The organism is Blautia sp. OF09-25XD, assembly GCF_003482095.1.
Classification (GTDB): Bacteria; Bacillota; Clostridia; order Lachnospirales; family Lachnospiraceae; genus Fusicatenibacter; species Fusicatenibacter saccharivorans.
In genome coordinates, this window is the sequence record NZ_QUMG01000007.1 from 115,687 (window position 1) to 138,982 (window position 23,296).

Below are 23,296 nucleotides of genomic sequence, written 5' to 3' on the forward strand. Positions count from 1 at the left end.
GTATGAACGGTTTCCAGAAACGCTCCGGGAACTCGGAGCCAAGATTATCGTAGAAAAAGAAATATGAGACAGAAAAAAAACAGAAAAAAGAAGAAAAACAGAAAAATACGGATTCTGACCGGGGTGGTGCTTGGCGTCGGCCTTGCAGGTGCCTTGTTTTTTAATGTGTTCAAAATCCGCAATATCCAGGTGGCGGGGAACACCCGGTATACAAAAGATGAAATCAAAGAGATGGTCGCGGACGACAAGTGGATGAAAAACACGGTGCTTCTTACGACGTTTCATTCGAAGGTTGATATGAGCGATATTCCTTTTATGAACTCCGTGGAGTTTACGTTTGTAAGCTATGACACCATCTGCATCCAGGTAAATGAGAAAAAAGTGGTCGGTTATGTCGAGTACGAGCAGAAGGTCTATTTTGACAAGAACGGCATCGTGCTGGAGTGCGTGGACGAGGAGCAGGAAACACCTGCGGAGGGTGAGCCTTCCGACGGAACCGCCTCCGATGGAACGAGTGCGGATGGATCCCTTACGAGTGAGTCGCTTGCATCCGAAAGCGTATCATCCGATGGCACAGCATCCGAAAGCAGTACGTCCGACGGTGCGCTCTCGGCGGATACGATTAAAAGTGCACGTGTGACAACGACAGACTTTCAGCCGACCCTTTCCGATGTTCCGCTTGTAACAGGACTTACGTTTGACTATGTGACCGTGAACAAGCAGCTCCCGGTTGAAAAACCGGCAGTTTTCCGCACCATGCTCGCACTTACGAGAATGACGGAGAAATACAATATCACGCCGGACAGTGTGGAATTTAATGAGAACAGCGAAATTATTCTGCATTACTATGATACCGTGCGGATTCTGCTTGGAACCGATACGGCGTTAGAAGAAAAGATGACGCGCGTAGCAGCAATCCTGCCGAGCCTTTCCGGTCTTTCCGGAGAACTCCATATGGAGGATTACAAGGACGGCGACAGCAGCTTTGTCTTCTCGAAAGATGTATAAGAGGAAAGGAAAGCCGTCAAAAAAACGCAATAATCCTGAATTTTTTATGAAATACGAAAAAAACAGTTGATTATTTTCCGAAGAAATTATATTATATCTTTATGTATGACCATCAGAATATCAGACTATTTTGAGATAGACAGCAGTTCATAATCAAAAGGAGGAAGTTGAAATTGTTAGAGATCATGACAAATGAGGCAGAATCATCTGCAAAGATTATCGTAATCGGTGTAGGTGGTGCAGGAAATAATGCTGTAAATAGAATGGTGGAGGAATCCATCGGCGGCGTTGAATTCGTTGGAATCAACACCGATAAACAGGCACTGACCCTCTGTAAGGCACCTACCATTCTCCAGATCGGCGAGAAGCTGACCAAGGGACTGGGTGCAGGAGCAAAACCTGAGGTTGGAGAGAAAGCAGCCGAGGAGAGCATCGAAGAGCTCAAACAGATCATGGAAGGCGCTGATATGGTATTCGTCACCTGCGGTATGGGCGGCGGAACCGGAACAGGTGCAGCACCGGTTGTAGCAGGCGTTGCAAAAGAAATGGGCATTCTGACTGTCGGCGTTGTAACAAAACCGTTCAAATTCGAGGCAAGAACCCGTATGAGCAATGCGCTGATGGGAATCGAAAAACTCGAGGAAAACGTAGATACCCTGATCGTGATCCCGAACGACAAACTTCTTGAAATCGTAGACCGCCGGACAACCATGCCGGAGGCATTAAAGAAAGCAGACGAGGTTCTGCAGCAGGCCGTACAGGGCATCACAGACCTGATCAACCTGCCGGCACTCATCAACCTCGACTTCGCAGATGTTCAGACCGTTATGACCGACAAGGGTATCGCCCACATCGGTATCGGCGAGGCAAAGGGCGACGACAAAGCGCTCGAGGCTGTACAGCAGGCTGTTTCCAGTCCGCTGCTTGAGACCACCATCGAGGGTGCAAGCCACGTTATCATCAACATTTCCGGAGATATCTCCCTTATGGATGCAAACGATGCTGCAAGTTACGTACAGAATCTGGCTGGAGAGGATGCAAACATCATCTTCGGTGCTATGTATGATGATTCTGTTACCGATACAGCGAAGATCACCGTTATCGCAACAGGTCTCAACGATGCAACGGCGAAACAGGCAAGCGTATCCCGCAAAGAGCCGGCAGATGCAAGAAAGAGCGCATTTTCCAGCAGCAGCTTCTCTGCACAGGCAGCCGCTCCGGTACACACTGCTCCGAAAGCTTCCGCTCCGGTACAGCCGCAGCCACAGGTTCAGGTGCAGCCGCAGGTACAGGCTCAGCAGACCATGACAAGCAATGTTCCGAAAAAGGACATCCAGATCCCGGATTTCTTAAGAAACCGCAGATAAGCAAAGAATAATAAGCAAATAACGAATTTACCTCGACACGCCGCAGACCGAAAATGTTGCGGCGTGTCGAAGTTTGTTGATCAAAAAAGAAGGTCATTCTTCCGAAAACGACAAAAAATTCACCCCCTTCCGTCTATAATAGGGTCTGTTAGAAATTCAGACCATGCAAAAGGCGCAGGGGGTGTTTTTTTGCACTATGAGATCTTTCTGGATCTTCTCTTTGCAGAGAATCTTCTGCTGAATTATACTATTCTGCGTCTTTCCTCCTTTCTTCTGAAACGATCTGCCACGCGAAGAAGGAGTTTTGCGGCAGCCGCGCTCGGCGCCGGCTATGCGGTGCTGTATGCCGTGTTTGCACGGTATCTGCCGGGTGCGCTGCTCGCCCTGGTCGGAATCGGAATTACAACAGGGATGGTGAAATCTGGCTGCAGAATCACGACAGTACGGGATCTTGTGGTGGGAATGGCAGGCTATATACTGTCCGGTTTTCTGATCGGCAGTGCATACCGCCTGTTCCGGGAGCTGATGCCGGGAAGGGGAATTTTTCTTTTTCTTCTTTCCGGGAGTGCCGCATATGCGGGAACACTCCTCCTGCTGAAGATCCGAAAGGAGATGCTCCTGGAACACGCCAGGCAGGTTACGGTACAGCTTGTGCAGAATGGGAAATGGAAAAAAGTAAAAGGACTGTACGACACGGGCAATACTTTGCGGGATGCCACAACCAAAAAGCCGGTCTCGGTCGTACCGTACACTGTGATACTCGAATTGTTCCCGGACGAAATGCGGACAGGGATTGCGGCGCTTGCAAGGCACGAGACGGTGCCGGAGCCGGAACGGCTTCTTGCGCTGCAGCCCCGTTACATACCGTTTCGCGGACTGGAAGGCCGGGGCTTTCTGCCGGTGATCCGGATCTCGGAAATGATTCTTGTGACAGAACATACAGCCAGGCACATAAGCGGACCGCTGATTGCGCTTGGCGGAGAAAATAGTTCATCTCCCAGGGGCTATGAAATAATTTTGCATCCAGATCTCATGGAAGGACAGGAGGAATGAAGTATGCTGCAGGCTGCACTGCCAAACGGATTCCGGCTTCGTATGCTGCCGCGGTCCGTGCCGGCTGTATTTCGTCAGACAGGAGAAATTTTTTATATCGGGGGCACAGATGTTCTCCCGGCGCCTTTGGAAGGACAGGAGGAGGCCGATGCGATTGCGGGGCTTTCCGATCCGGAAAACGAGACGGCAAGGAGCGAGCTGATCGAACACAACCTGCGTCTCGTCGTCTACATTGCACAGAAATTTGATAATACAGGAGTTGGTGTGGAGGATCTGATTTCGATTGGAACCATCGGCCTCATCAAGGCAATTAACACGTTCAATCCGGAAAAAAAGATCAAGCTTGCCACGTACGCGTCCCGGTGCATTGAGAACGAGATTCTGATGTATCTGCGGAGAAATAACAAGACACGGATGGAGGTCTCGATCGATGAGCCGCTCAATGTAGACTGGGATGGAAATGAGCTTCTTTTGTCGGATATCCTCGGAACGGAGGAGGATGTGATCTATCAGGGGCTCGAGCAGGAGGCGGAACACCGCGTGCTGGGAAGCGCAATCAGCAAGCTCTCTGAGCGGGAGCAGGTGATCGTGAAACTCCGGTTTGGCATCAATATGCCAGAGGGGCGGGAGAAAACGCAGAAAGAAGTCGCGGATCTTCTTGGGATTTCACAGTCGTATATTTCGCGGCTGGAAAAACGGATTATGAAACGGCTGCGGAAAGAGATTGCGCGGTATGAATAGAGCATAAAAATGCCCTGCCCGGAGGAAAAACCATTGTTTTGGTCCCGGGCAGGACATGATTTGCTGCTTGTCTTAAGAAATGATCGTTTTATCGTGTTTCAAAACGGCATACGCTGCAGGCGTGCGGAGCAAGAGAAGCAGAAAAACCGCCGTTTAAAGAAAGTGCTTTACCGCTCCAGAGTTCTTTCGCCGCAACAGACTCCAGTGGGCAGTCTGCATCGGCAAGTGTGGAAGAAACCGTCTGCGGTGCATCCGAAAGATTAAAAAGTGCAACGTAGGTTGTTCCGGTTGTGTCATCCTTTGCATACCACACAGCTTCATTGTCTGTACGCGTGATCTGATGCGGACGAACGGACGGAGGCAGCATCGCGAGAATATCCGTGTTCGTAAGAAGTGCCAGTGTATCGTCATCGAGAAGCGTCATTTCGGCACCGAGCATCAGTGGAGAGCCGAAGAGACACCAGAGTGTCATCATCGTTTTCTGCTCATCCGGGGTAAAATACGTATGATGTTCTGTAGCAAAACCTTTTCCGAGTTCGCCAAGCGGCAGCATATCACAGTCCGGATAACAGCCGGCAGAGACGTGGCTCTGCCAGAGCTCGCAATGCTGGAACATATCCTTTAACTGTGCCCAGTTGTCCCAGAAATCATCGGTGATGCGCCAGAGATTCGCGTGCTTTTCATAGAACCATGCTTTCTCTATGAGCGCAGGTCCCGGAGACAGAGAGAGGACGATCGGCCGTCCGCATTTTTGGATGGCATTCGAGAGCATCTCGATCTCATGCGCAGCTGCAAACGGATTTTTGTGCATGTTGGTATTACAGATATCATCGCATTTAATGTAATCAACACCCCAGGAAGCGTAGAGCTCCAGCAGGGAATCATAGTAAAGCTGTCCTTCCGGAAGATCGCGTACACCGTACATATCCGGATTCCAGCCGCAGATGACCGTAGGATCGACAACGTGTTCAGCACCAAGAGAACTGTTCTTGATCTTTCCGTGATGATGTGCAGCGATTCGCGGAATACCGCGCATGATGTGAATTCCGAATTTCAGCCCCAGACTGTGTACATAGTCGGCAAGTGGTTTAAAGCCGGAACCGTCTGCAGAAGATGGAAAACGTTCGGGATCCGGCAGCAGACGGGAGTATTCGTCCATTTCCAGTTCAGAGAATGGAATATACTGATACCGGTCGCGCATGGAACCGGCCTTTTTTGCATACCACTGGATATCCACTACAATATACTCCCAGCCATATGCTTTTAAGTGCTTTGCCATATAGTCGGCATTTGCCTTTACCGCAGCCTCGTCCACGGTTGTATCATAGTAATCGTAGCTGTTCCAGCCCATCGGTGGGGTTGGTGCACATGTATTTTTGTTTGTCAGATGCATAAGAAAAAACTCCTTTCTAAAGCAATGCTTGTTTTTTTCTGATAAGAAAAGTATAATAAAGGACATAGTGCAAAACAAGAAGACAAACCGGATAAAAGAGGTAATTTTTTGATGGAAGATCTGATCGGAGTATATGGAATCCTGGATCTGGATCACTGGCCGAACGCTCCGTTTTTGCTGCTGGACGGCGGGGTGGAAAAGAGATGGAAGGAACCGTATGCATTTCATAATACAGACCGCGGAACATATTCCGGATGGCTGATGCAGTATACGCTTTCGGGAACAGGATGGTTTGAAAAAAACGGAAAAACGTATGAAATGCGTCCCGGGAGAGGATTTTTGTGTCAGATTCCGGAGAATAGCAGATATTATCTGCATCCGGAATCCGAAGAACCATGGATTTTTCTGTATTTTCATTTTCGTGGAAGTGCAGTGTCCTATGCGGCAGAACGACTGTTTGAAAAAACAGGAGATGTTTTTTATGCGGATGCAGATAGCGAGCCAATTCGGACTGCACTGCAGATGCATCGAAAACTGAAAAACGGTTACCGGTCGGAACCGTATGAATGCGGTGTGTTTTTGTATCAGTTTTTTTGTTCTCTTCTGCGGGAGGTACAGCGTCCGGAGCGGAAGCAGACACATTTTTTTGTTCGGGAAGCGATACGGCAGATGGATACCGACTGCGCATCTGTGCAGGGGATTGAACAGCTGGCAGAACAGAGCCGGGTTTCCTTTGCCCATTTTACGAGATGCTTCCGGGAGGAAACAGGCGTTTCTCCCATGCAGTATCTTCAGGAAGCGAGAATTCGCAAAGCGATGACGCTGCTCTTGAATACCGGAAAGAGTGTGGAAGAGATTGCAGCAGAAACCGGATTTTCCAGTGGAAACTATTTTGGAAAAGTATTCCGTCACCATATGGGAATCTCGCCGTCGGCATACCGGAAAGAACGGCAGAACGGTGCTGTCTGAAGTCTTGGTTTTGTACGAAGATGTACTTGCGGAGAAATTCCGGGAGTATGGAAGAAAAAAGGGAGGAACAAAAAGAAATGGAACGAGAAACATTCCAATCGCGCCTTGGCTTTCTTCTGCTTTCGGCAGGATGTGCCATCGGCATCGGAAATGTATGGAAATTTCCGTATATGGTAGGAAACAACGGAGGCGGCATTTTCGTGCTGTTTTACCTGCTGTTCCTTGCCATCATGGGAGTTCCGATTCTGTCGATGGAGCTTGCCATCGGAAGAGGAAGCAAAAAGAGTACCGTGCGCGCGTATGGGGAACTGGAAAAGAAAGGGCAGAAGTGGCATATCCACGGATACGTTGCCTCATCGGAAACTATCTGCTGATGATGTTCTACACCGTCGTTGCAGGCTGGATGCTGTACTATTTCTACAGCTTTTTAATCGGAAAATTCAGCGGCCTGACAGGCGACGCCGTAACCGGAAAATTCAACGAGATGCTTTCATCTCCGTCGATTCTTGTCATTACCATGCTGATTATTACAATTGCAGGCTTTCTGATCTGTTCGGTGGGTCTGCAGAACGGCGTGGAGCGTGTTACAAAGGTGATGATGATCGTGCTGATGGTCATCATGATTTTCCTTGCGGTTTACAGCTTTACGATGCCGGGTGCCAAAGAGGGACTGAAATTCTATCTGGTGCCGGATATGCAGCAGATCGAACAGGTGGGACTGTTCCACATTATCACAAACGCGATGAGCCAGGCATTTTTTACGCTGAGCCTTGGTATCGGCGCGATGCTGATTTTCGGCAGCTACTTAAACGGCGGAAAATCCCTGCTCGGCGAGGCAGTCAGCATTGCAGCGCTCGATACGTTTGTAGCGATTACCGCAGGCCTCATCATTTTCCCGGCGTGCTTCTCCTACAACGTACAGCCGGACAGCGGCCCGAAGCTGATCTTTATGACGCTGCCGCACATTTTCACCTCGATGAAGGGCGGACGGATTTTCGGAAGCTTCTTCTTCCTGTTCCTGTTCTTTGCGGCGCTGTCTACCATCATTGCTGTATTTGAGAATATCATGTGCTGTTTTTCTGAGATTTTCGGCGTTTCCAGAAAACAGTCAGCCATCATCAACTGCATTCTGGTGATCTTAGGATCCCTGCCGTGTGCACTCGGCTACAATGTGTGGTCCGGATTCCAGCCGCTCGGCGCAGGAAGCACCGTTCTTGATCTTGAGGACTTTATCGTCAGCAACCTTCTGCTGCCGGTCGGCTCTCTGATTTACCTTCTGTTCTGTACTTCAAAATGGGGCTGGGGCTTCAAAAACTACCAGGCAGAGGCAAATAAGGGCGGGGGCCTGAAAGTGCCGGACTGGGTACGGGTTTATCTTTCTTATATTCTGCCGTTGCTGCTTCTGGTATTAATTGTCCAGGGACTGATCGGATAAGACAGGAACAAAAAGGTCAATATCAGACGAAAAAAAGATAAGAAAAGAACTGGAAAAAAAGCCAGGAATACGAGATAATAAAAGACAAGAGACCAGAACAGGTGCCGGGACCCGGAAGTATCAGGTGTCCCGGCACTTGTCGGATCAGAAAGGATACAGGAGAAAGGGGAACAAAATGGGAAAATTTACACCACTGGATTTCAACAAATATGCAGCACTGGCCCGTCAGGCAGCGGCAGAAGGCTGTGTACTTCTGAAAAACGAAAATGAGGCACTCCCGCTTCGAAAAGGAGACAAAGTGGCTGTTTTCGGAAGAATTGCATTCCACTATTATAAGAGCGGACTTGGCTCCGGCGGTCTTGTCAATACGAAATACGTTGTCGGTATTCTGGATGCCTTAAAAGAAGAAAAAGACATTACACTCGACGAGAATCTTCTTGGAACATACGAAAAATGGATCGAGAAAAATCCGTACGACGAAGGACAGGGCTGGGGCAAGGTGCCGTGGTCCCAAAAAGAGATGGAGCTGACCGACGAGATCGTGGAGAGTGCAAAAGGCGCCGATGCAGCCATCGTTGTTGTAGGCCGTACCGCAGGTGAGGATCAGGACAACAAAAATGAGGCAGGCAGCTATCTCTTAACCGATACTGAAAAAGAGATGGTAGAAAAAGTCAGCAAAGCATTTGCAAGAACAATCGTTGTGCTGAACGTCGGAAACATTATCGACATGAAATGGGTGAAAGAGTGCAATCCGGCAGCTGTTCTCTATGTATGGCAGGGTGGTCAGGAAGGCGGAAACGGTGTTGCCGATGTACTGATGGGAAGAGTCAATCCGTGCGGTAAGCTGACCGACACGATTGCAGAGAATATCGAGGACTATCCGTCCCAAAGCTGCTTCGGCGATCTGACCCGCAATGAGTACAAAGAGGATATCTACGTCGGATACCGCTACTTTGAGACCTTTGCAAAAGAGAAAGTATTGTATCCGTTCGGTTTTGGTCTTTCCTATACGACATTTGCCGTGACCGCAGAGGCAGAAGAGAAAGATGTTGACAATGTAACCGTGACGGCAACCGTTGAAAATACCGGCAAAACGGATGGTAAAGAGGTTGTTCAGGTTTATGTAAAAGCTCCGCAGGGTGTTCTTGGAAAACCATCCCGCGCACTCGTCGGTTTTGCAAAGACCGGTGTTCTTGCACCAGGCGCAAAAGAGACGCTGACGATCGATGTGACCAAAGAGAGCTTTGCATCCTACGATGACAGCGGTGCAACCGGCCACAAATCCTGCTACGTACTCGAAGAGGGCAGTTATGAGTTCTACGTCGGAAGCGATGTCAGAAGCGCAGCCTTTGCCGGTGCATACGAGCAGCCGTTCAAAGTGGTTGAGATCCTGACCGAGGCTATGGCTCCGGTAGAAGCATTTGAGCGCATGAAAGCTGTTCCGGGCGAAGACGGAACGTTAAAACCGGGATATGAGGCAGCTCCTCTGCGCACCGTAGATCCGATCGAGCGCATGAAAGAAAACCGCATGGAGCCGATCACCTATACCGGTGACAAAGGCTACAAGCTCGGTGATGTCCTGGATAAGAAAGTAACGATGGAAGAGTTCGTGGCACAGCTTTCCGATGAAGATCTGATCTGCATCTTCCGCGGCGAGGGCATGTGCAGCCCGAAGGTTACTCCGGGAACCGCAGCAGCATTCGGCGGCCTGACACCGGAACTGCAGGAATTCGGTATTCCGGCAGCCTGCTGTACCGACGGCCCGTCCGGACTCCGCTTTGACTGCGGAACGAGAGCCTTCTCCATGCCGAACGGAACCCTGCTTGGCTGTACGTTTGACCTTCCGCTGGTAGAAGATCTGTACGAGATGGCAGGACGCGAGATGAGACAGAACCGTGTCGATGCCTTGCTCGGACCTGGTATGAATATTCACAGAAACCCGCTGAACGGCCGTAACTTTGAGTATATCTCCGAGGATCCGTACCTGACCGGATGGATCAGTGCCGTACAGATTCTTGGTATGGAAAAATCCGATGTAACCGGAACCATCAAACATTTCTGTGCAAATAACCAGGAGTCCAACCGACATCATGTGGACGCCGTTGTTTCCGAGCGTGCCCTGCGTGAAATCTATCTGAAGGGATATGAAATCGCAGTCAAAGAAGGCGGCGCAAGATCCATCATGAGCACTTACGGACCGGTCAACGGCATCTGGACTGCAGGAAATTACGATCTTCTGACCACGATTCTGCGCGGCGAGTGGAACTACGACGGCTTCGTTATGACTGACTGGTGGGCAATGTCAAACCGTGAGGGATATGAAGCAACCAAAACAACCCATGCACCGATGGTATCTGCCGGAAACGATGTCTTCATGGTATGCACCGACTGCTCCGATATGGGACAGGACGATGTGAAAGAGGCACTGGAAAACGGCGAGATCACAAGAGGCGACCTGCAGAGAAATGCGATGAATGTCCTGCATTTCATCCTTGGAACTCCAAGCATCTTACGGTTCCTGGACCGCATCAGCGAGGAAGAGAAAGAAGCACGGGAGCAGATGGGCGACAACGATTTCGTTGCAGCAGATCTTGTAACATACGAGGCAGATCCGGCAACGGGAGATGTTGTGATTGACGCATCCGCATGGAACACGAAAAAAGGAAACAGTGAAGTATGCGGTGTTACGATTCTGGCTGACAAGATGGGAACGTACGATATCGAAATCGAGATGAAATCCGATCTGGAAGACCTCGCACAGCTGCCGGTAACCGTGTACATCGACAATATCGTAAAAACTATGATCAGCATCCGCGGAACAAAAGGTGAGTGGATCAAAGAGACGAGAGACCTTGGCTTCTTCTTCGGCCCGAACCACTACCTGAAGCTGTACTTCGGCGCAAATGGTCTGGAGCTTGGAAAGATCCGCCTGAAGTTAAGAGAAGGCATGGAAGTACTGAGCAAACACGAGGAATAAATAAAAAAAGAAATACAGAGAAAAACCGGAACCCGGGAGCTGCTGTTTGAAAGCGGTGCCGGGTTCCGGTTTTTCGTATGAAAGAAGATTTTTATGGAAGAAGCTGTTTTTTAGTGAAGCTCGTCCTCATCCACATCAATCACATTGTCATCGTGCAGGATTTTCTGCTGGTTGATCTCGGTCTGGATGACGTTTTTGATCCGGCGTTTTGCGCGGCCCATGTAGTAGGTGGTGACAAGATCGGAAATGCCGCTGTAGACAAGGCAGATACCGATGAAAATGTTTGTGGTTGCAACGGCATCAAACGGATTGGTACAGATGATGATGCCGAGAACGCTGGTTAAAAGAGCCAGCAGGAACTCAAGCCACCATTTTTCCAGCCCTGTTTTTTTGAGGTTGAACGCCTTCTGAATGCTGAGCAGTCCGTTTGCCAGAAGGATGATACCGATGACAACCGGGATGAATGCGATTACAAGGTCACTTTCAAAGATAACGAAGCAGCCGAACAGAATCAGTACCAGGGCAACGAACAGATCGTAGCGGAAGAAAAACGGCTCGCCGCGGCTTGCAATGTAGCGGATCAACGCAACAACGCCGCCAAACAGGAGCAGTGCTCCGGCGATATAACAGATCAGCAAACTCGTTTTTACGGGGTAGACGATCAGCACGATACCTAGTATAATAGAGACAGCGGCTGAAAGCAGGAAACTGTTTTTCACATCCTGAAAAAATTGTTTCATAAGGATTCTCCTTTCCACTTGAATGTGGTTTTTCGTTTGCTTTTATAGTAGCTTTTCAAAGCAGAAAAAGCAATGGACAAATTGAAAAAAATGTACGAAGAAATGGAATCGTGAAACGGAAGAAAGAGAGGGTAAAAAAGATGCAGGACGAACAGAAAAAGTTCCAGGAGAAGCTCTCCGAATTGCTGTCCTACGCCAGAGACCATGAAAATAAAGTAACGATGAAAGAAGTCAGAGACTTTTTTGAAGACTTTGCACTGGATGAGCAGAAAGTCACCTTTGTCTGCGAATATCTGACGATGGAGCAGGTCGATGTGGCAGATTATGAGCCGGGCGTCGTGCCGGAGGAGACCGAAAAAGAAAAGAAAAAACCGGAGTTTTCCGAGGAGGAGCTGCGTGCCTTACAGCAGTATCTTGACGAACTGCCGGAGACAGGAACACCGTCGGAGGAAGAAACGGCAGAGCTTTACCGGAAAGCGGCAGAGGGCGATTCCCTTGCAAAGAGCATGCTCGTGCAGCTCTGGCTTCCGAAAGTTATTGAGACCGCAAAAGAAATGCACACCCGCGATTTCTTCCTGATGGATCTGGTGCAGGAGGGAAATGTCGGACTTTTAGTAGCGCTGGAGTCCGTTGTAAAAGCTGAGACGGCGGAGCAGGCGATTGATGCGGCTGTGCGTGAGACGATCAGCGATTTCATGGAAGAACACAGAGTTCAGAAACATAAGGACAATACTGTAGTCAATAAAGTAAACCGCTTAAAAGACGCCATCGAGGAACTCTCCGACGGCGATGACATGGATTTCAGTGTGGCAGAGCTTTCCGCGTATCTTGACATGTCCGTGGAAGAGATTGAGGATATTCTGCGGATTGCAGGCGAAGAGCCGTAACAAAAGGCTGGTATTTGCACAGAAACTGTGTGAATTGGCAATAAAACAAAAGCAAAGGAGAAAAATACAATGGTACATCATATTGTTATGTGGAAATTCAAACCGGAAGTAGAGGATGCAAAGAAACCGGAGCTGAAAAAAGCGATGGCAGAGAACCTGAAAAGCCTGGTCGGCAAAGTGCCGGGACTGTTGACGGTTGACTTTGTAGAAGCACCGCTTGCATCTTCCACCCATGATATGGCACTTGTCACAACACTGGAAAAAGCAGAGGATGTAGCTGTATATGCAAAACATCCGGAGCACGTAAAAGTAGCAGACACCTATGTACGTCCGTACACAACGGAGCGCGCGGCACTCGATTACGAAGAGTAAAAACAAGCACGGACTTTAGCTCGTTGCCCGTGTAAATAAAAAAGTATCCCGTTTCCCCAAAAGGAAAGGGATACTTTTTTTGTGCCGAGAAGATCAATTCCTGATCTGGTGAATACGTTTCATTTAAGTGTTTTTCTGTTCTTCCTTCTGCAGTTCGTCAATTGTAAGCAGCAGCTCATCGATGGAAACCTCTTCGTCCTTCGGATCTTCCGTAAATTCTCTGACCAGTTCTTCGTACGTTCTTCTTCTGTGTTCCAGCGCTTTCCGCGACCGCTCCCGCCGGATGCGGCGGACATACCGCAGGCGGAGGACAAAGAGCAGAATCAGAACGAGAAGGACAAACGGCATCGCCAGAAAAACAGGATCTGCCTTCCGGATACGGGCAAAAAGGGATGCACCGGCCGAGGCAAGATGGCGGAACCAGGAAGCGGCATGCACAGTGCTTTTCCAGAACGCTGCGAAATGGGAAGCCACAGATGAGAAGGAAACCGTGGATGATGCCGGTACTTTGGAAATGGCCGGTTCCGGTGTCTGGGTTATGGCCGGTGTTTCGGTCGGCGTCGCAGTGGCAGTCGGCGTCGGTGTCGCCGTCGGAATCGGCTCAAAGGTTACGGCAAGCGTATGGTCCGCCTGAACATCCGAAAAAGTATAGCTGTCCGGATATTCCGTCACCGGCAGATACAAGCCGTCCACCGAGAGCTTTGCGAGCCGGAAGCCTTCGTCTGCCGTGTAGGAAACGGTTTTTTCCTCTCCGCGGGAAAATTCCCCGCCCTCGGACACTGAGCCATGCTCCGCCGCGGAAGTGGAAACCGTGAACAGATACGGAACCCGGGTGCGGTAGAACTGCACATACCGTCCACCATCTGCCTTTTTTACGTTTACAATCGCAATAAATTCCCCAGGATTTGTCTCGCAGAGGCCCTCTGGTTCATTGATGGTGATATCGTCGGAAAAGCCAAAATCAACCGTGTCGTCCGCAAGCAGTGTTTTCTGCGAGAGTGAGTATGTCTGGATAAAGTTTCCGATTCCGAGATGCATCGTCAGTGGAAAAATAAAAAAGAGATCGCCGGAAACACAGAGATCCTGAAAATTTCCATGTAAAAATCGAAGGGATACGTGCCCCAGTCATCCACTATCTGAAGTGAGGCATCGAGAAGTTTAAAGCCGTAGCCGCCGTCTGCATCGGTCTGGATCAGATAGCCGCCCGTAGAGGGAAGATAATCGATGCCGAGAATATTGTAGCTCGTCGAGAGCTGGATCCGCTCTTTCTGCTCCAGGGTATCCGGGTCGAGGCGGAAGATACATCCGTAATTGGAAGCATCCGGGCTGCTGTAGCCGCTTACGAGGATTTCATGCGTGACGGGATTGTATGCCATACCGTTCGCGTGAGCAAAGTCTGCGTCCCTTACCTGATGCGCGAGGGAATACTGCGTAACGGGATTTCCGTCTGCGTCTGTATCATTTTTATAGTAGGCAGAGACTACGTCCGGCTCTGTCGTCAGATCATTAAAATTTTCGATGCAGATGATATAATCTTCCGTCGCACAGACGGACTGCACCGCGCCGTTGCTGCCGAGAATCGGATATTCCCCGACCAATTCCCAGGAGGCGCCGGTAAACGGCGTACTGGAGGCAAAACCAGCCTGACAGAGCATGGGGTGAGTCAGAAAGAGAAAAATGCCCAGAAAAAGGGCAAGAAAAAACCGGCCGGATTTCTTGCCGGTGGGAGATTTTATCGAAAAATTTGTAAATGCAAGCCGCATATGATGTGTAGGTCCTTTCTTACAGAAAAAAGGTGAACTTTTTCTGTCATCCTATCTTACCACGGAACCGGCGGAAAGTAAATGAAGGAGGGATGGAGATTTTCTTACATATCGTTTAAGAAAATGTAATAATTTTGTAGTGTTTGCCGATGCAAAGTAGTTGTAAACATTTTGCCGTCTTGGTAAAATAAACATAACAGAATTCAGAAAATTGTGAAGAAAAAGGAAAGGCAGAGAACCGATGATTAGAATCAAAGATATTGCAGACCGCGCAGGAGTCAGCCCGACGACGGTTTCGAATGTAATACACGGAAAGACAGGGCGCGTCTCAAAGGCGACGGTCGAGAAAATCAACCGGATTTTAAAGGAGATGGAGTACGTGCCGAGTATCAGCGCGCGCATGCTGGCGAACAACAGCTCCGGTCTTATTGGTGTGGCGCTTGGTTTCACGAAGAAAGGAAATGCATCGTCCTTTGAGGATCCCTTTGTGTCGGCAATGCTCGGAAATCTGGAGTATCAGATCCGGGAACACGGCTACTATATGATGCTGGTTGCGCGCCATGAGCAGGATGATCTTATGCAGCAGGCGCTCGGCTGGAATTTTGACGGCATGATTGCGATGGCTCTGAAGGAAAAGGAGATTGCAGAGCTCTCGGAACGTCTCGGAAAACCGCTGGTAACCATTGATCAGTATCTCCCGCCGGAACTTGGAGTCCGCTCCATTACGATGGATGACCGCGGCGGTGCGTACCAGATGAGTCAGTACCTGATTGGAAAGGGACATAAAAAATTTCTCTTTTTATCCGACTGCGATCTCGGTGTTGACCACTATCGGTGGCTCGGTGTGCGTCAGGCAATGGAGGAGGCGGGAATTGAGGACTTTGAAAGCCGCCATATTGTGATCCCGTGGAATCCAGAGCAGAGGGAGAAGGCATATGAGGAGATGCTTCCGTTCTTCAAAAAACAGACAGCGCTCTTTTTTTCATCGGATTACTATGCACTTGAAGCATCCAACTTTCTGCAGAACAGGGGAATAAAGGTTCCGGAGGAAATTTCAATTGCGGGCTTTGATGATGTTACTTATGCGACACTTGCGCGGCCGAAGCTGACTACCGTGCATCAGATGGTGGATGGAAAAGCACGCCGTGCCGTAGAGGTCCTGATGCACCTGATCCAGGATGAGCCGGTACAAAAAGATATTCCGCCATTGCCGACAACGCTGGTGGAGAGGGAGTCGGTAAGAGATCTGACGAAGTAAATAGTTACCAAAATTACAGAAAAACTCTTGTAGAAACTGCTGGTTTTGCGCAAAACTATTGAAAAATCACCGTGAAGTATGGTAAACTGTGCTTGCAAACGACAGAATCAAAGAACCAGACACGTTCTGGGGATGAAATAAAGGAGGTAAAAAAATGGACAAAAAATGGTGGAAAGAAGCCGTAGTGTATCAGATTTATCCGCGCAGCTTCATGGACAGCAACGGAGACGGTATCGGCGATTTAAATGGTATCACATCCCGTCTGGATTATCTGAAGGATCTTGGCGTGGATGTTATCTGGCTGTCTCCGGTGTACCAGTCACCAAACGATGACAATGGATATGATATCAGCGATTACCAGGCAATCATGCAGGAATTCGGAACAATGGAGGATTTTGACCGCATGCTTTCGGAGATGCATAAAAGAGGCATCAAGCTGGTCATGGACCTTGTTGTCAATCATACTTCAGATGAACACAAATGGTTCATGGAGAGCCGCAAATCGAAAGACAACCCGTACCGCGATTATTACATCTGGCGTGATGCAAAAGAAGGAAAAGAGCCAAACAACTGGGGAAGCTGCTTCTCCGGTTCTGCATGGAAATACGATCCGCAGACCGAGATGTATTACCTGCATCTGTTCTCAACAAAACAGCCGGATCTGAACTGGGAGAATCCAACGGTTCGAAAAGAAGTTTTCGATATGATGAACTGGTGGTGTGAAAAAGGCATTGACGGTTTCCGGATGGACGTTATCAGCATGATTTCCAAACCGGAAGGGCTGCCGGACGGAAAAATTCCGGAGGGCGGACTCTACGGTGATTCCGGCTGCGTAAACGGACCGCACGTTCATGAGTATCTGCAGGAGATGAACAGGGAAGTCCTCTCCAAATACGATCTGATGACGGTTGGTGAGTGTGCCGGTGTCACGATCGAGGAGGCAGAAAAATATGCATCCGCAGACGGCAAAGAGCTCAGCATGGTATTCCAGTTCGAGCTGGTTGAGCTGGCAAGCGGAAAATACGGCAAATGGACGGACAAACGCGTACCGCTCAAAGATTTCAAACGCGTCATGACAGCATGGCAGACGGAGCTTGAGGGCAAGGCATGGAACAGCCTCTTCCTTGGAAACCACGACCAGCCGCGCTGCCTGTCCCGTTTTGGCGATGATTCACCGGAATACCGTGTGGTAAGCGCCAAAATGCTGGCTACCTGCCTTCATATGATGCAGGGTACCCCGTACGTATACCAGGGCGATGAGCTCGGCATGAAGAACGTTCCGTTCCACGATCTGTCCGAATTCCGCGATATTGAGAGCATCAACGCGTTCCACGAGCTGACCGGAGCCGGAAAAGTAGCGCCGGACGATATGATGCGCTACCTGAACCTGCGCGGAAGAGACAACGCAAGAACTCCGATGCAGTGGGATGATACCGCTTCGGCAGGATTTACCACAGGAACCCCGTGGATCAAAGTCGGACCGGATTACGAGACCGTCAATGCAAAAAATGAGATGGCGGATCCGGATTCTGTATACAATTATTACAAGAAGCTGATTCATCTCCGGAAAGAGAAGGATATCATGGTTTACGGAACGTACGAGCTGCTCAATCCGGAGGACGAGGCACTGTATGTATATACCAGAACCTTAGGCGATCAGAAACTCCTCGTGATGTGCAATTTTACAAAAGAGGAGCAGGAGTACACGGTTCCGGAAACCTTTGCGGGAGCAGAGGTACTGATCAGCAACTATCCGCAGGACGGCGCGGCAGCAGGGACACGAAAACTGCGTGCGTATGAGGCAGTTGTTCTGCAAACAAAATAAAAAATGCAGAGGAATCTGTGACAGAACGAACTTTTGCCACAGATTCCTGTTCTCAAAATGTGGCAAAAACCGGTAAGATAAGAAAGGGGAAAACAAAACATGAAATCATATCTGAAGATGGAGACACATCCGCTTGCAAATCCCGAGAATGTGATAAAAGGCGATAAATACCGTATCACAGTGCTGACGGAGCATCTTCTTCGACTGGAATACAGTGAGGATGGTGAATTTATCGATGCGGCATCCCAGACGGTTGTAAACCGTGATTTTCCAGCAGTGGAATTTTCCGTCAAAGACACAGGCGATGAGCTGGAGCTGCGCACAAAGTATCTGCAGCTGAATTACAACAAAAAGGCATTCTCTGCAAACGGACTTTCCTGCAAAACAACGGCAGTCGGCATCAGTTCTGTACCGGCATGGCATTACGGAGATCCGACACAGGATCTTGGAGGAACGGCCCGTACGCTTGATCAGGTCAACGGAGCATGCGAACTGGAACCTGGTATCATGTCCTGGTTTGGTTCCGCTGTTCTGGATGATTCGAAGTCGCTTCTGATGACAGAGGACGGTTGGGTGACCCCGAGAAAGAAAGGGGTGCAGGATCTGTACTTCTTCGGCTATGGCTGGAATTTCCGCCTGGCATTAAAGGATTTCTACCACCTTTGCGGCAAAACTCCGATGCTTCCGAGATTTGCACTTGGAAACTGGTGGAGCCGTTACTGGCGTTACAGTGAAGCATCTTATATGAAACTGATGGAAGACTTCGACAAAGAGAACGTTCCATTCTCGGTTGCTGTTATCGATATGGACTGGCACCGTGTAGACGATGTGGATCCAAAATACGGCAGCGGCTGGACCGGCTATAGCTGGAATAAAAAACTCTTCCCGGATCCGGAGCGTTTTCTTGGAAAACTCCATGCACGCGGCATGAAGACAACACTGAATGTCCATCCGGCAGACGGAATTCGTGCGTATGAGGACTGCTATCCGGAAGTAGCAGAGGCTATGGGAGTGGATGCAAAAAAAGAAGAGCCGGTCAATTTTGACATTGCGGATCCGAAATTTGTTGATGTATATTTCGACAAAGTTCATCATCCGATGGAAAAAGAGGGCGTCGATTTCTGGTGGATTGACTGGCAGCAGGGACAAAGTACCAAGATCGAGGGTCTTGATCCGCTGTGGATGCTGAATCACTATCATTTTCTTGACAGTGGAAGAGACGGAAAACGTCCGATGACCTTCTCCCGCTATGCAGGACCGGGCTCCCACCGCTATCCGGTCGGATTTTCCGGAGACACCCACATCACCTGGGAATCCCTGGATTTCCAGCCATACTTTACCAGCACAGCCTCCAACATCGGCTACGGATGGTGGAGTCATGATATCGGCGGCCATATGCTCGGCTACCGTGACGATGAGCTTGAAGCAAGATGGTATCAGTACGGAGTCTTTTCTCCGATCAACCGTCTGCACAGCTCTAGCAGTGCCTTCAGTGGAAAAGAGCCTTGGAACTTCAGTATGGAAGTGCGCAGCACAATGGATGATTTCCTTCGTCTGCGTCATAAACTCGTACCGTATCTGTACACGATGAACTACCGTGCATGGAAAGAAGACACACCGATCGTTGTTCCGATGTATTATGATTACCCGGAGACGGTTTTCTGGGGCAAAAATCAGGCACCGAATCAGTACTTCTTCGGAAGCGAGCTGATGGTAACACCGGTGACAACGAAATGCATTCCGGAGCTGAAGCGTGCAAAAACAAAGGTGTGGCTGCCGGAAGGTACGTGGTTTGATTTCTTCAACGGAATGATTTACGAGGGTGGCAGAAGTATGGATCTGTACCGTACGCTCGAGGAGATCCCGGTTCTTGCGAAAGCAGGTGCGATTATCCCGATGACAGAGAAGATCAGTGCGCTGGATGTAGAATCCAACCCGGATGAGCTGACGGTACGCGTTTACGCGGGCGCGGACAATACATTTGCCCTGTACGAGGATGACAATACTACCATGGCATATGAGAAGGATGACTGTGCAAAAACATCGATGACGCTCGACTGGGGTGCGCGGAAATTTACGATTGCACCGGTTGAGGGCAATCAGAGCCTTGTTCCGGAAAGCAGAATGTACTGCGTAGAATTCGGCGGAAGTACGGCAAAAGAAGCGAAGGTCTTTGTAAACGGCGTGGAAGCGGATGCAGAAGTCAAAGAGAAAGACGGACTTCTTACGATCGCGGTAACAGATGTAAAACCGCAGGACACCGTGACAATCTGTCTGCCGGAAGATACGGAGATTGCAAAGAACGATGTCATGACACGTGCGATGGATCTGCTGCTGCACGCCGAAATCAGCTACATCACCAAAGAGCAGATCGCAAATCTTCTTCACAAAGCAGACGGAAAGGTAGCAATTCTGGCTGCAGAGCTGCAGAGCATGGAACTTTCAAATGATCTGCGCGGTGCGCTGCTGGAGATCATTACGGCATAAATTGCTGCAGAAAAACACGATTTGATTTACAGAAAAAGAATTCTGTGATACGATACATACAAAGAAAAGGAAGAGAGCGTGGCAGTGGATTCTGTCAGGCTCTCTTCTTGAAATGTGAGACAGGAGGATTTTTAAACGTGGGAAAATACATCATGGCACTTGATGCCGGCACAACGAGCAACCGCTGTATTCTGTTTGATCAGAAAGGACAGATCGTAAGCCTTGCGCAGAAGGAGTTTACCCAGCGTTTCCCGAAACCGGGCTGGGTGGAGCACGATGCCAATGAAATCTGGTCCACGATGCTCGGTGTAGCCGTGGAGGCAATGCAGAAAGCGGGCGCGTCCTACGAGGATATCGCGGCAATCGGCATCACAAACCAGAGAGAGACGACGATCGTCTGGGACAAAAAGACGGGAGAGCCGGTCTACAATGCAATTGTATGGCAGTGCCGCAGAACATCGGAATACTGCGATTCCCTGATGGAGCGCGGACTGGTTGACCGTTTCCGGGAGAAAACAGGTCTTGTGATTGATGCGTATTTTTCAGCCACGAAGCTGAAATGGATTCTAGATGAAGTTCCGGGCGTGCGCGAGCGGGCGGAGCGAGGCGATCTCTATTTCGGAACAGTGGAGACGTGGCTGATCTGGAAGATGACAAAGGGAAAGGTACATGTCACCGATTACACCAACGCGTCCCGTACAATGCTGTTCAATATCCATACACTGAAATGGGATGAGGATATCTTAAAAGAGCTGAACATTCCGCTCTGTATGCTGCCGGAAGTCCGCCCGTCGAGCTGTGTCTACGGGGAGACGGCATCCACATATTTCGGCGGCCCGATTCCGATTGCGGGAGCAGCGGGAGACCAGCAGGCGGCGCTGTTCGGCCAGACCTGCTATGCGCCGGGCGAAGCGAAAAATACATACGGAACAGGCTGCTTCCTGCTGATGAACACGGGAGAAAAGCCGGTTTCTTCGACACACGGTCTTGTTACCACGATTGCATGGGGTATCGGGGACAAGATTACGTATGCGCTCGAGGGATCCATTTTTGTCGGCGGAGCCGCAATCCAGTGGCTGCGCGATGAGATGAAGCTGATCGAGTCCTCGGCGGATTCCGAGTACATGGCGCAGAAGGTGAACGACACGAACGGCTGCTACGTCGTATCGGCGTTTACCGGCCTTGGCGCACCGTACTGGGATCAGTATGCGAGAGGAACCATTCTCGGCCTGACCCGCGGCGTCAACAAATACCATGTGATCCGCGCAACGCTAGAGTCGATCACATATCAGGTGGATGATGTCTTAAAAGCGATGGAGGCAGATTCCGGCATGAAGCTCTCCGCACTGCGTGTGGACGGCGGAGCAAGCGCCAACAATTTTCTGATGCAGTGTCAGGCGGACATCAGCCAGGCGCCGGTGGAGCGGCCGTGCTGCATCGAGACGACCGCGATGGGAGCAGCTTATCTTGCGGGACTCGCCGTCGGCTACTGGCCGGATCAGGAGACGGTAAAACAGAACGGAGCCATTGACCGTATATTTGAGCCGGAGCTCTCGAAAGAGGAGCGCGATGAGAAGATGAACGGATGGCACAAAGCAGTCCGTTACGCCGAAGGATGGGCGAAATAGAAAAAGATTTTGGAAATGCAGAAAAGGAACGGTTTCGTAATGAAAACCGTTCCTTTTCGCGTACTGTGACTTCTTGTCTACTGATGTTAAAGAATGTCGATATGTTCGCCGTTTAAAGCTTTGTTCATGCTTCGCACGGCACAGAATTTACCGCACATCGAGCAGGTATCTTCCTGTTCCGGCGAGCGGTCAGCACGGATGGCTTTTGCAGTCTCCGGGTCCAGTGCACAGTCCCACTGTGCTTCCCAATCGAGCACGCGGCGGGCGTCTCCCATCTTGTCGTCAATATCACGCGCATGCGGCACGCCTTTGGCAATGTCGGCAGCGTGTGCGGCGATTTTGCTTGCGATGATGCCCTGCTTTACGTCATCGAGGTTCGGAAGAGCCAGATGCTCTGCCGGCGTTACGTAGCACAGGAAAGCAGCGCCGTTCATAGCGGCAATTGCGCCTCCGATGGCAGCGGTGATGTGGTCATAGCCCGGTGCAATATCGGTCACAAGAGGTCCGAGGACATAGAACGGAGCGCCCATGCAGATGGTCTGCTGTACTTTCATGTTGGCCGCAATCTGATCCATCGGAACGTGGCCCGGTCCCTCAACCATAACCTGAACGTCTTTCTCCCAGGCACGTTTGGTGAGTTCGCCGAGGCGCACCAGCTCCTCAATCTGGCAGACATCCGTTGCGTCGGCAAGGCAGCCAGGACGGCAGGCGTCGCCGAGAGAAATGGTCACATCGTATTCACGGCAGATATCGAGAATCTCATCGTAATACTCGTAGAACGGATTCTCCTCGCCGGTCATGCACATCCAGGCGAACACGAGGGAGCCGCCGCGGGAAACAATATTCATTTTCCGTTTGTGTTTGCGGATCTGATCGATGGTTTTTCTGGTGATGCCGCAGTGCAGGGTGACGAAATCGACACCGTCTTCGGCATGGAGGCGGATGACGTCAATAAAATCTTTGGCGGTCAGCGTATCCAGGTCTCTCTGGTAATGGATCACACTGTCATATACCGGCACGGTGCCGATCATGGCCGGACATTCGGAGGTCAGTTTCCGCCGGAACGGCTGCGTATTGCCGTGGCTCGACAGGTCCATGATGGCTTCCGCGCCCATATTGACCGCGGAGAGTACCTTCTGCATCTCCACATCGTAATCTTTACAGTCTTTCGAAACACCGAGATTTACATTGATTTTCGTGCGCAGCATCGAGCCGATGCCCTCCGGATCGATGCAGGTGTGCAGCTTATTGGCCGGAATGGCAACCTTTCCGCTGGCAACGAGCGGCATCAGTCTTCCACGGCCATATACTCTTTTTCTGCGACTTTTTTCAGCTCCGGTGTTACAATGCCGCGGCGTGCGGCGTCCATCTGTGTTGCGTAATTGCGTTCCAT

The 23,296-nt window shown here is 50.0% G+C and carries 16 protein-coding genes and 2 pseudogenes; 13 read left to right on the forward strand and 5 right to left on the reverse strand.

Annotated elements, in window-relative coordinates; genetic code table 11:
* Positions 1–63: 63 nt before the first annotated feature.
* From DXA93_RS07850 to sigE, 4 genes are all read left to right on the forward strand, one after another.
* Entirely contained in the window at positions 64–1,008 is a 945-nt protein-coding gene (locus DXA93_RS07850) for a cell division protein FtsQ/DivIB (protein WP_119198398.1), read from the forward strand.
* A 185-nt stretch (positions 1,009–1,193) separates the two neighbouring features.
* Positions 1,194–2,375: a cell division protein FtsZ gene (ftsZ, locus tag DXA93_RS07855; protein ID WP_055219889.1), complete on the forward strand. Its 1,182-nt coding sequence runs from the start codon at positions 1,194–1,196 to the stop codon at positions 2,373–2,375.
* A gap of 189 nt (positions 2,376–2,564) precedes the next feature.
* Entirely contained in the window at positions 2,565–3,428 is an 864-nt protein-coding gene (locus DXA93_RS07860) for a sigma-E processing peptidase SpoIIGA (protein WP_158554986.1), read from the forward strand.
* Between the two features lie 42 nt (positions 3,429–3,470).
* Positions 3,471–4,169, forward strand: a complete 699-nt coding sequence (gene sigE, locus DXA93_RS07865; protein WP_330377007.1) for an RNA polymerase sporulation sigma factor SigE — start codon at positions 3,471–3,473, stop codon at positions 4,167–4,169.
* A gap of 88 nt (positions 4,170–4,257) precedes the next feature.
* Here the strand turns inward: sigE and DXA93_RS07870 are convergent, their stop codons facing one another.
* Positions 4,258–5,562, reverse strand: coding sequence for a glycoside hydrolase family 27 protein (locus tag DXA93_RS07870; RefSeq protein WP_117509637.1), 1,305 nt, complete (start codon positions 5,560–5,562; stop codon positions 4,258–4,260).
* A gap of 111 nt (positions 5,563–5,673) precedes the next feature.
* Here DXA93_RS07870 and DXA93_RS07875 point away from each other — a divergent pair, with 111 nt between their 5' ends.
* The 3 genes and pseudogenes from DXA93_RS07875 to DXA93_RS07885 all read left to right on the forward strand — a co-directional run bounded on the left by DXA93_RS07875 (position 5,674) and on the right by DXA93_RS07885 (position 10,943).
* Positions 5,674–6,531, forward strand: a complete 858-nt coding sequence (locus DXA93_RS07875) for an AraC family transcriptional regulator (RefSeq protein WP_117509636.1) — start codon at positions 5,674–5,676, stop codon at positions 6,529–6,531.
* Between the two features lie 77 nt (positions 6,532–6,608).
* Positions 6,609–7,966 (forward strand): annotated as a pseudogene (locus tag DXA93_RS07880) (sodium-dependent transporter).
* Positions 7,967–8,141: 175 nt separating this feature from the next.
* On the forward strand, positions 8,142–10,943 hold the full coding sequence (locus DXA93_RS07885; RefSeq protein ID WP_119208022.1) for a glycoside hydrolase family 3 protein: 2,802 nt from the start codon (positions 8,142–8,144) through the stop codon (positions 10,941–10,943).
* 110 nt (positions 10,944–11,053) lie between these two features.
* Here the strand turns inward: DXA93_RS07885 and DXA93_RS07890 are convergent, their stop codons facing one another.
* On the reverse strand, positions 11,054–11,683 hold the full coding sequence (locus DXA93_RS07890; protein WP_022462612.1) for an HdeD family acid-resistance protein: 630 nt from the start codon (positions 11,681–11,683) through the stop codon (positions 11,054–11,056).
* A 140-nt stretch (positions 11,684–11,823) separates the two neighbouring features.
* Between DXA93_RS07890 and DXA93_RS07895 the strand changes: the two genes are divergently transcribed.
* Both DXA93_RS07895 and DXA93_RS07900 read left to right on the forward strand, forming a co-directional pair.
* On the forward strand, positions 11,824–12,570 hold the full coding sequence (locus DXA93_RS07895; RefSeq protein ID WP_147326102.1) for an RNA polymerase sigma factor region1.1 domain-containing protein: 747 nt from the start codon (positions 11,824–11,826) through the stop codon (positions 12,568–12,570).
* 69 nt (positions 12,571–12,639) lie between these two features.
* Positions 12,640–12,942 carry a Dabb family protein gene (locus DXA93_RS07900; protein WP_022462610.1) on the forward strand — a complete coding sequence of 101 codons (303 nt, stop codon included), beginning with the start codon at positions 12,640–12,642 and terminating at the stop codon, positions 12,940–12,942.
* A 123-nt stretch (positions 12,943–13,065) separates the two neighbouring features.
* Here DXA93_RS07900 and DXA93_RS07905 read toward each other — a convergent pair whose 3' ends face one another.
* Together DXA93_RS07905 and DXA93_RS07910 are read right to left on the reverse strand one after the other, a co-directional pair.
* Positions 13,066–13,980: an InlB B-repeat-containing protein gene (locus DXA93_RS07905; protein ID WP_119208024.1), complete on the reverse strand. Its 915-nt coding sequence runs from the start codon at positions 13,978–13,980 to the stop codon at positions 13,066–13,068.
* Positions 13,981–13,982: 2 nt separating this feature from the next.
* Positions 13,983–14,597, reverse strand: a complete 615-nt coding sequence (locus tag DXA93_RS07910; RefSeq protein ID WP_147342021.1) for a hypothetical protein — start codon at positions 14,595–14,597, stop codon at positions 13,983–13,985.
* A gap of 349 nt (positions 14,598–14,946) precedes the next feature.
* Here DXA93_RS07910 and DXA93_RS07915 point away from each other — a divergent pair, with 349 nt between their 5' ends.
* From DXA93_RS07915 to glpK, 4 genes are all read left to right on the forward strand, one after another.
* Positions 14,947–15,963 (forward strand): LacI family DNA-binding transcriptional regulator, encoded by a 1,017-nt coding sequence (locus tag DXA93_RS07915; RefSeq protein WP_119208026.1) that lies wholly within the window; start codon positions 14,947–14,949, stop codon positions 15,961–15,963.
* A 154-nt stretch (positions 15,964–16,117) separates the two neighbouring features.
* On the forward strand, positions 16,118–17,788 hold the full coding sequence (locus DXA93_RS07920; RefSeq protein WP_119208028.1) for a glycoside hydrolase family 13 protein: 1,671 nt from the start codon (positions 16,118–16,120) through the stop codon (positions 17,786–17,788).
* A gap of 99 nt (positions 17,789–17,887) precedes the next feature.
* Complete coding sequence (locus DXA93_RS07925) at positions 17,888–20,275, forward strand: glycoside hydrolase family 31 protein (RefSeq protein ID WP_119208030.1); 2,388 nt, start codon at positions 17,888–17,890, stop codon at positions 20,273–20,275.
* 137 nt (positions 20,276–20,412) lie between these two features.
* Positions 20,413–21,903: a glycerol kinase GlpK gene (gene glpK / locus DXA93_RS07930; RefSeq protein ID WP_119208032.1), complete on the forward strand. Its 1,491-nt coding sequence runs from the start codon at positions 20,413–20,415 to the stop codon at positions 21,901–21,903.
* Between the two features lie 86 nt (positions 21,904–21,989).
* Here glpK and thiC read toward each other — a convergent pair.
* Positions 21,990–23,296, reverse strand: a pseudogene (thiC, locus tag DXA93_RS07935) (phosphomethylpyrimidine synthase ThiC).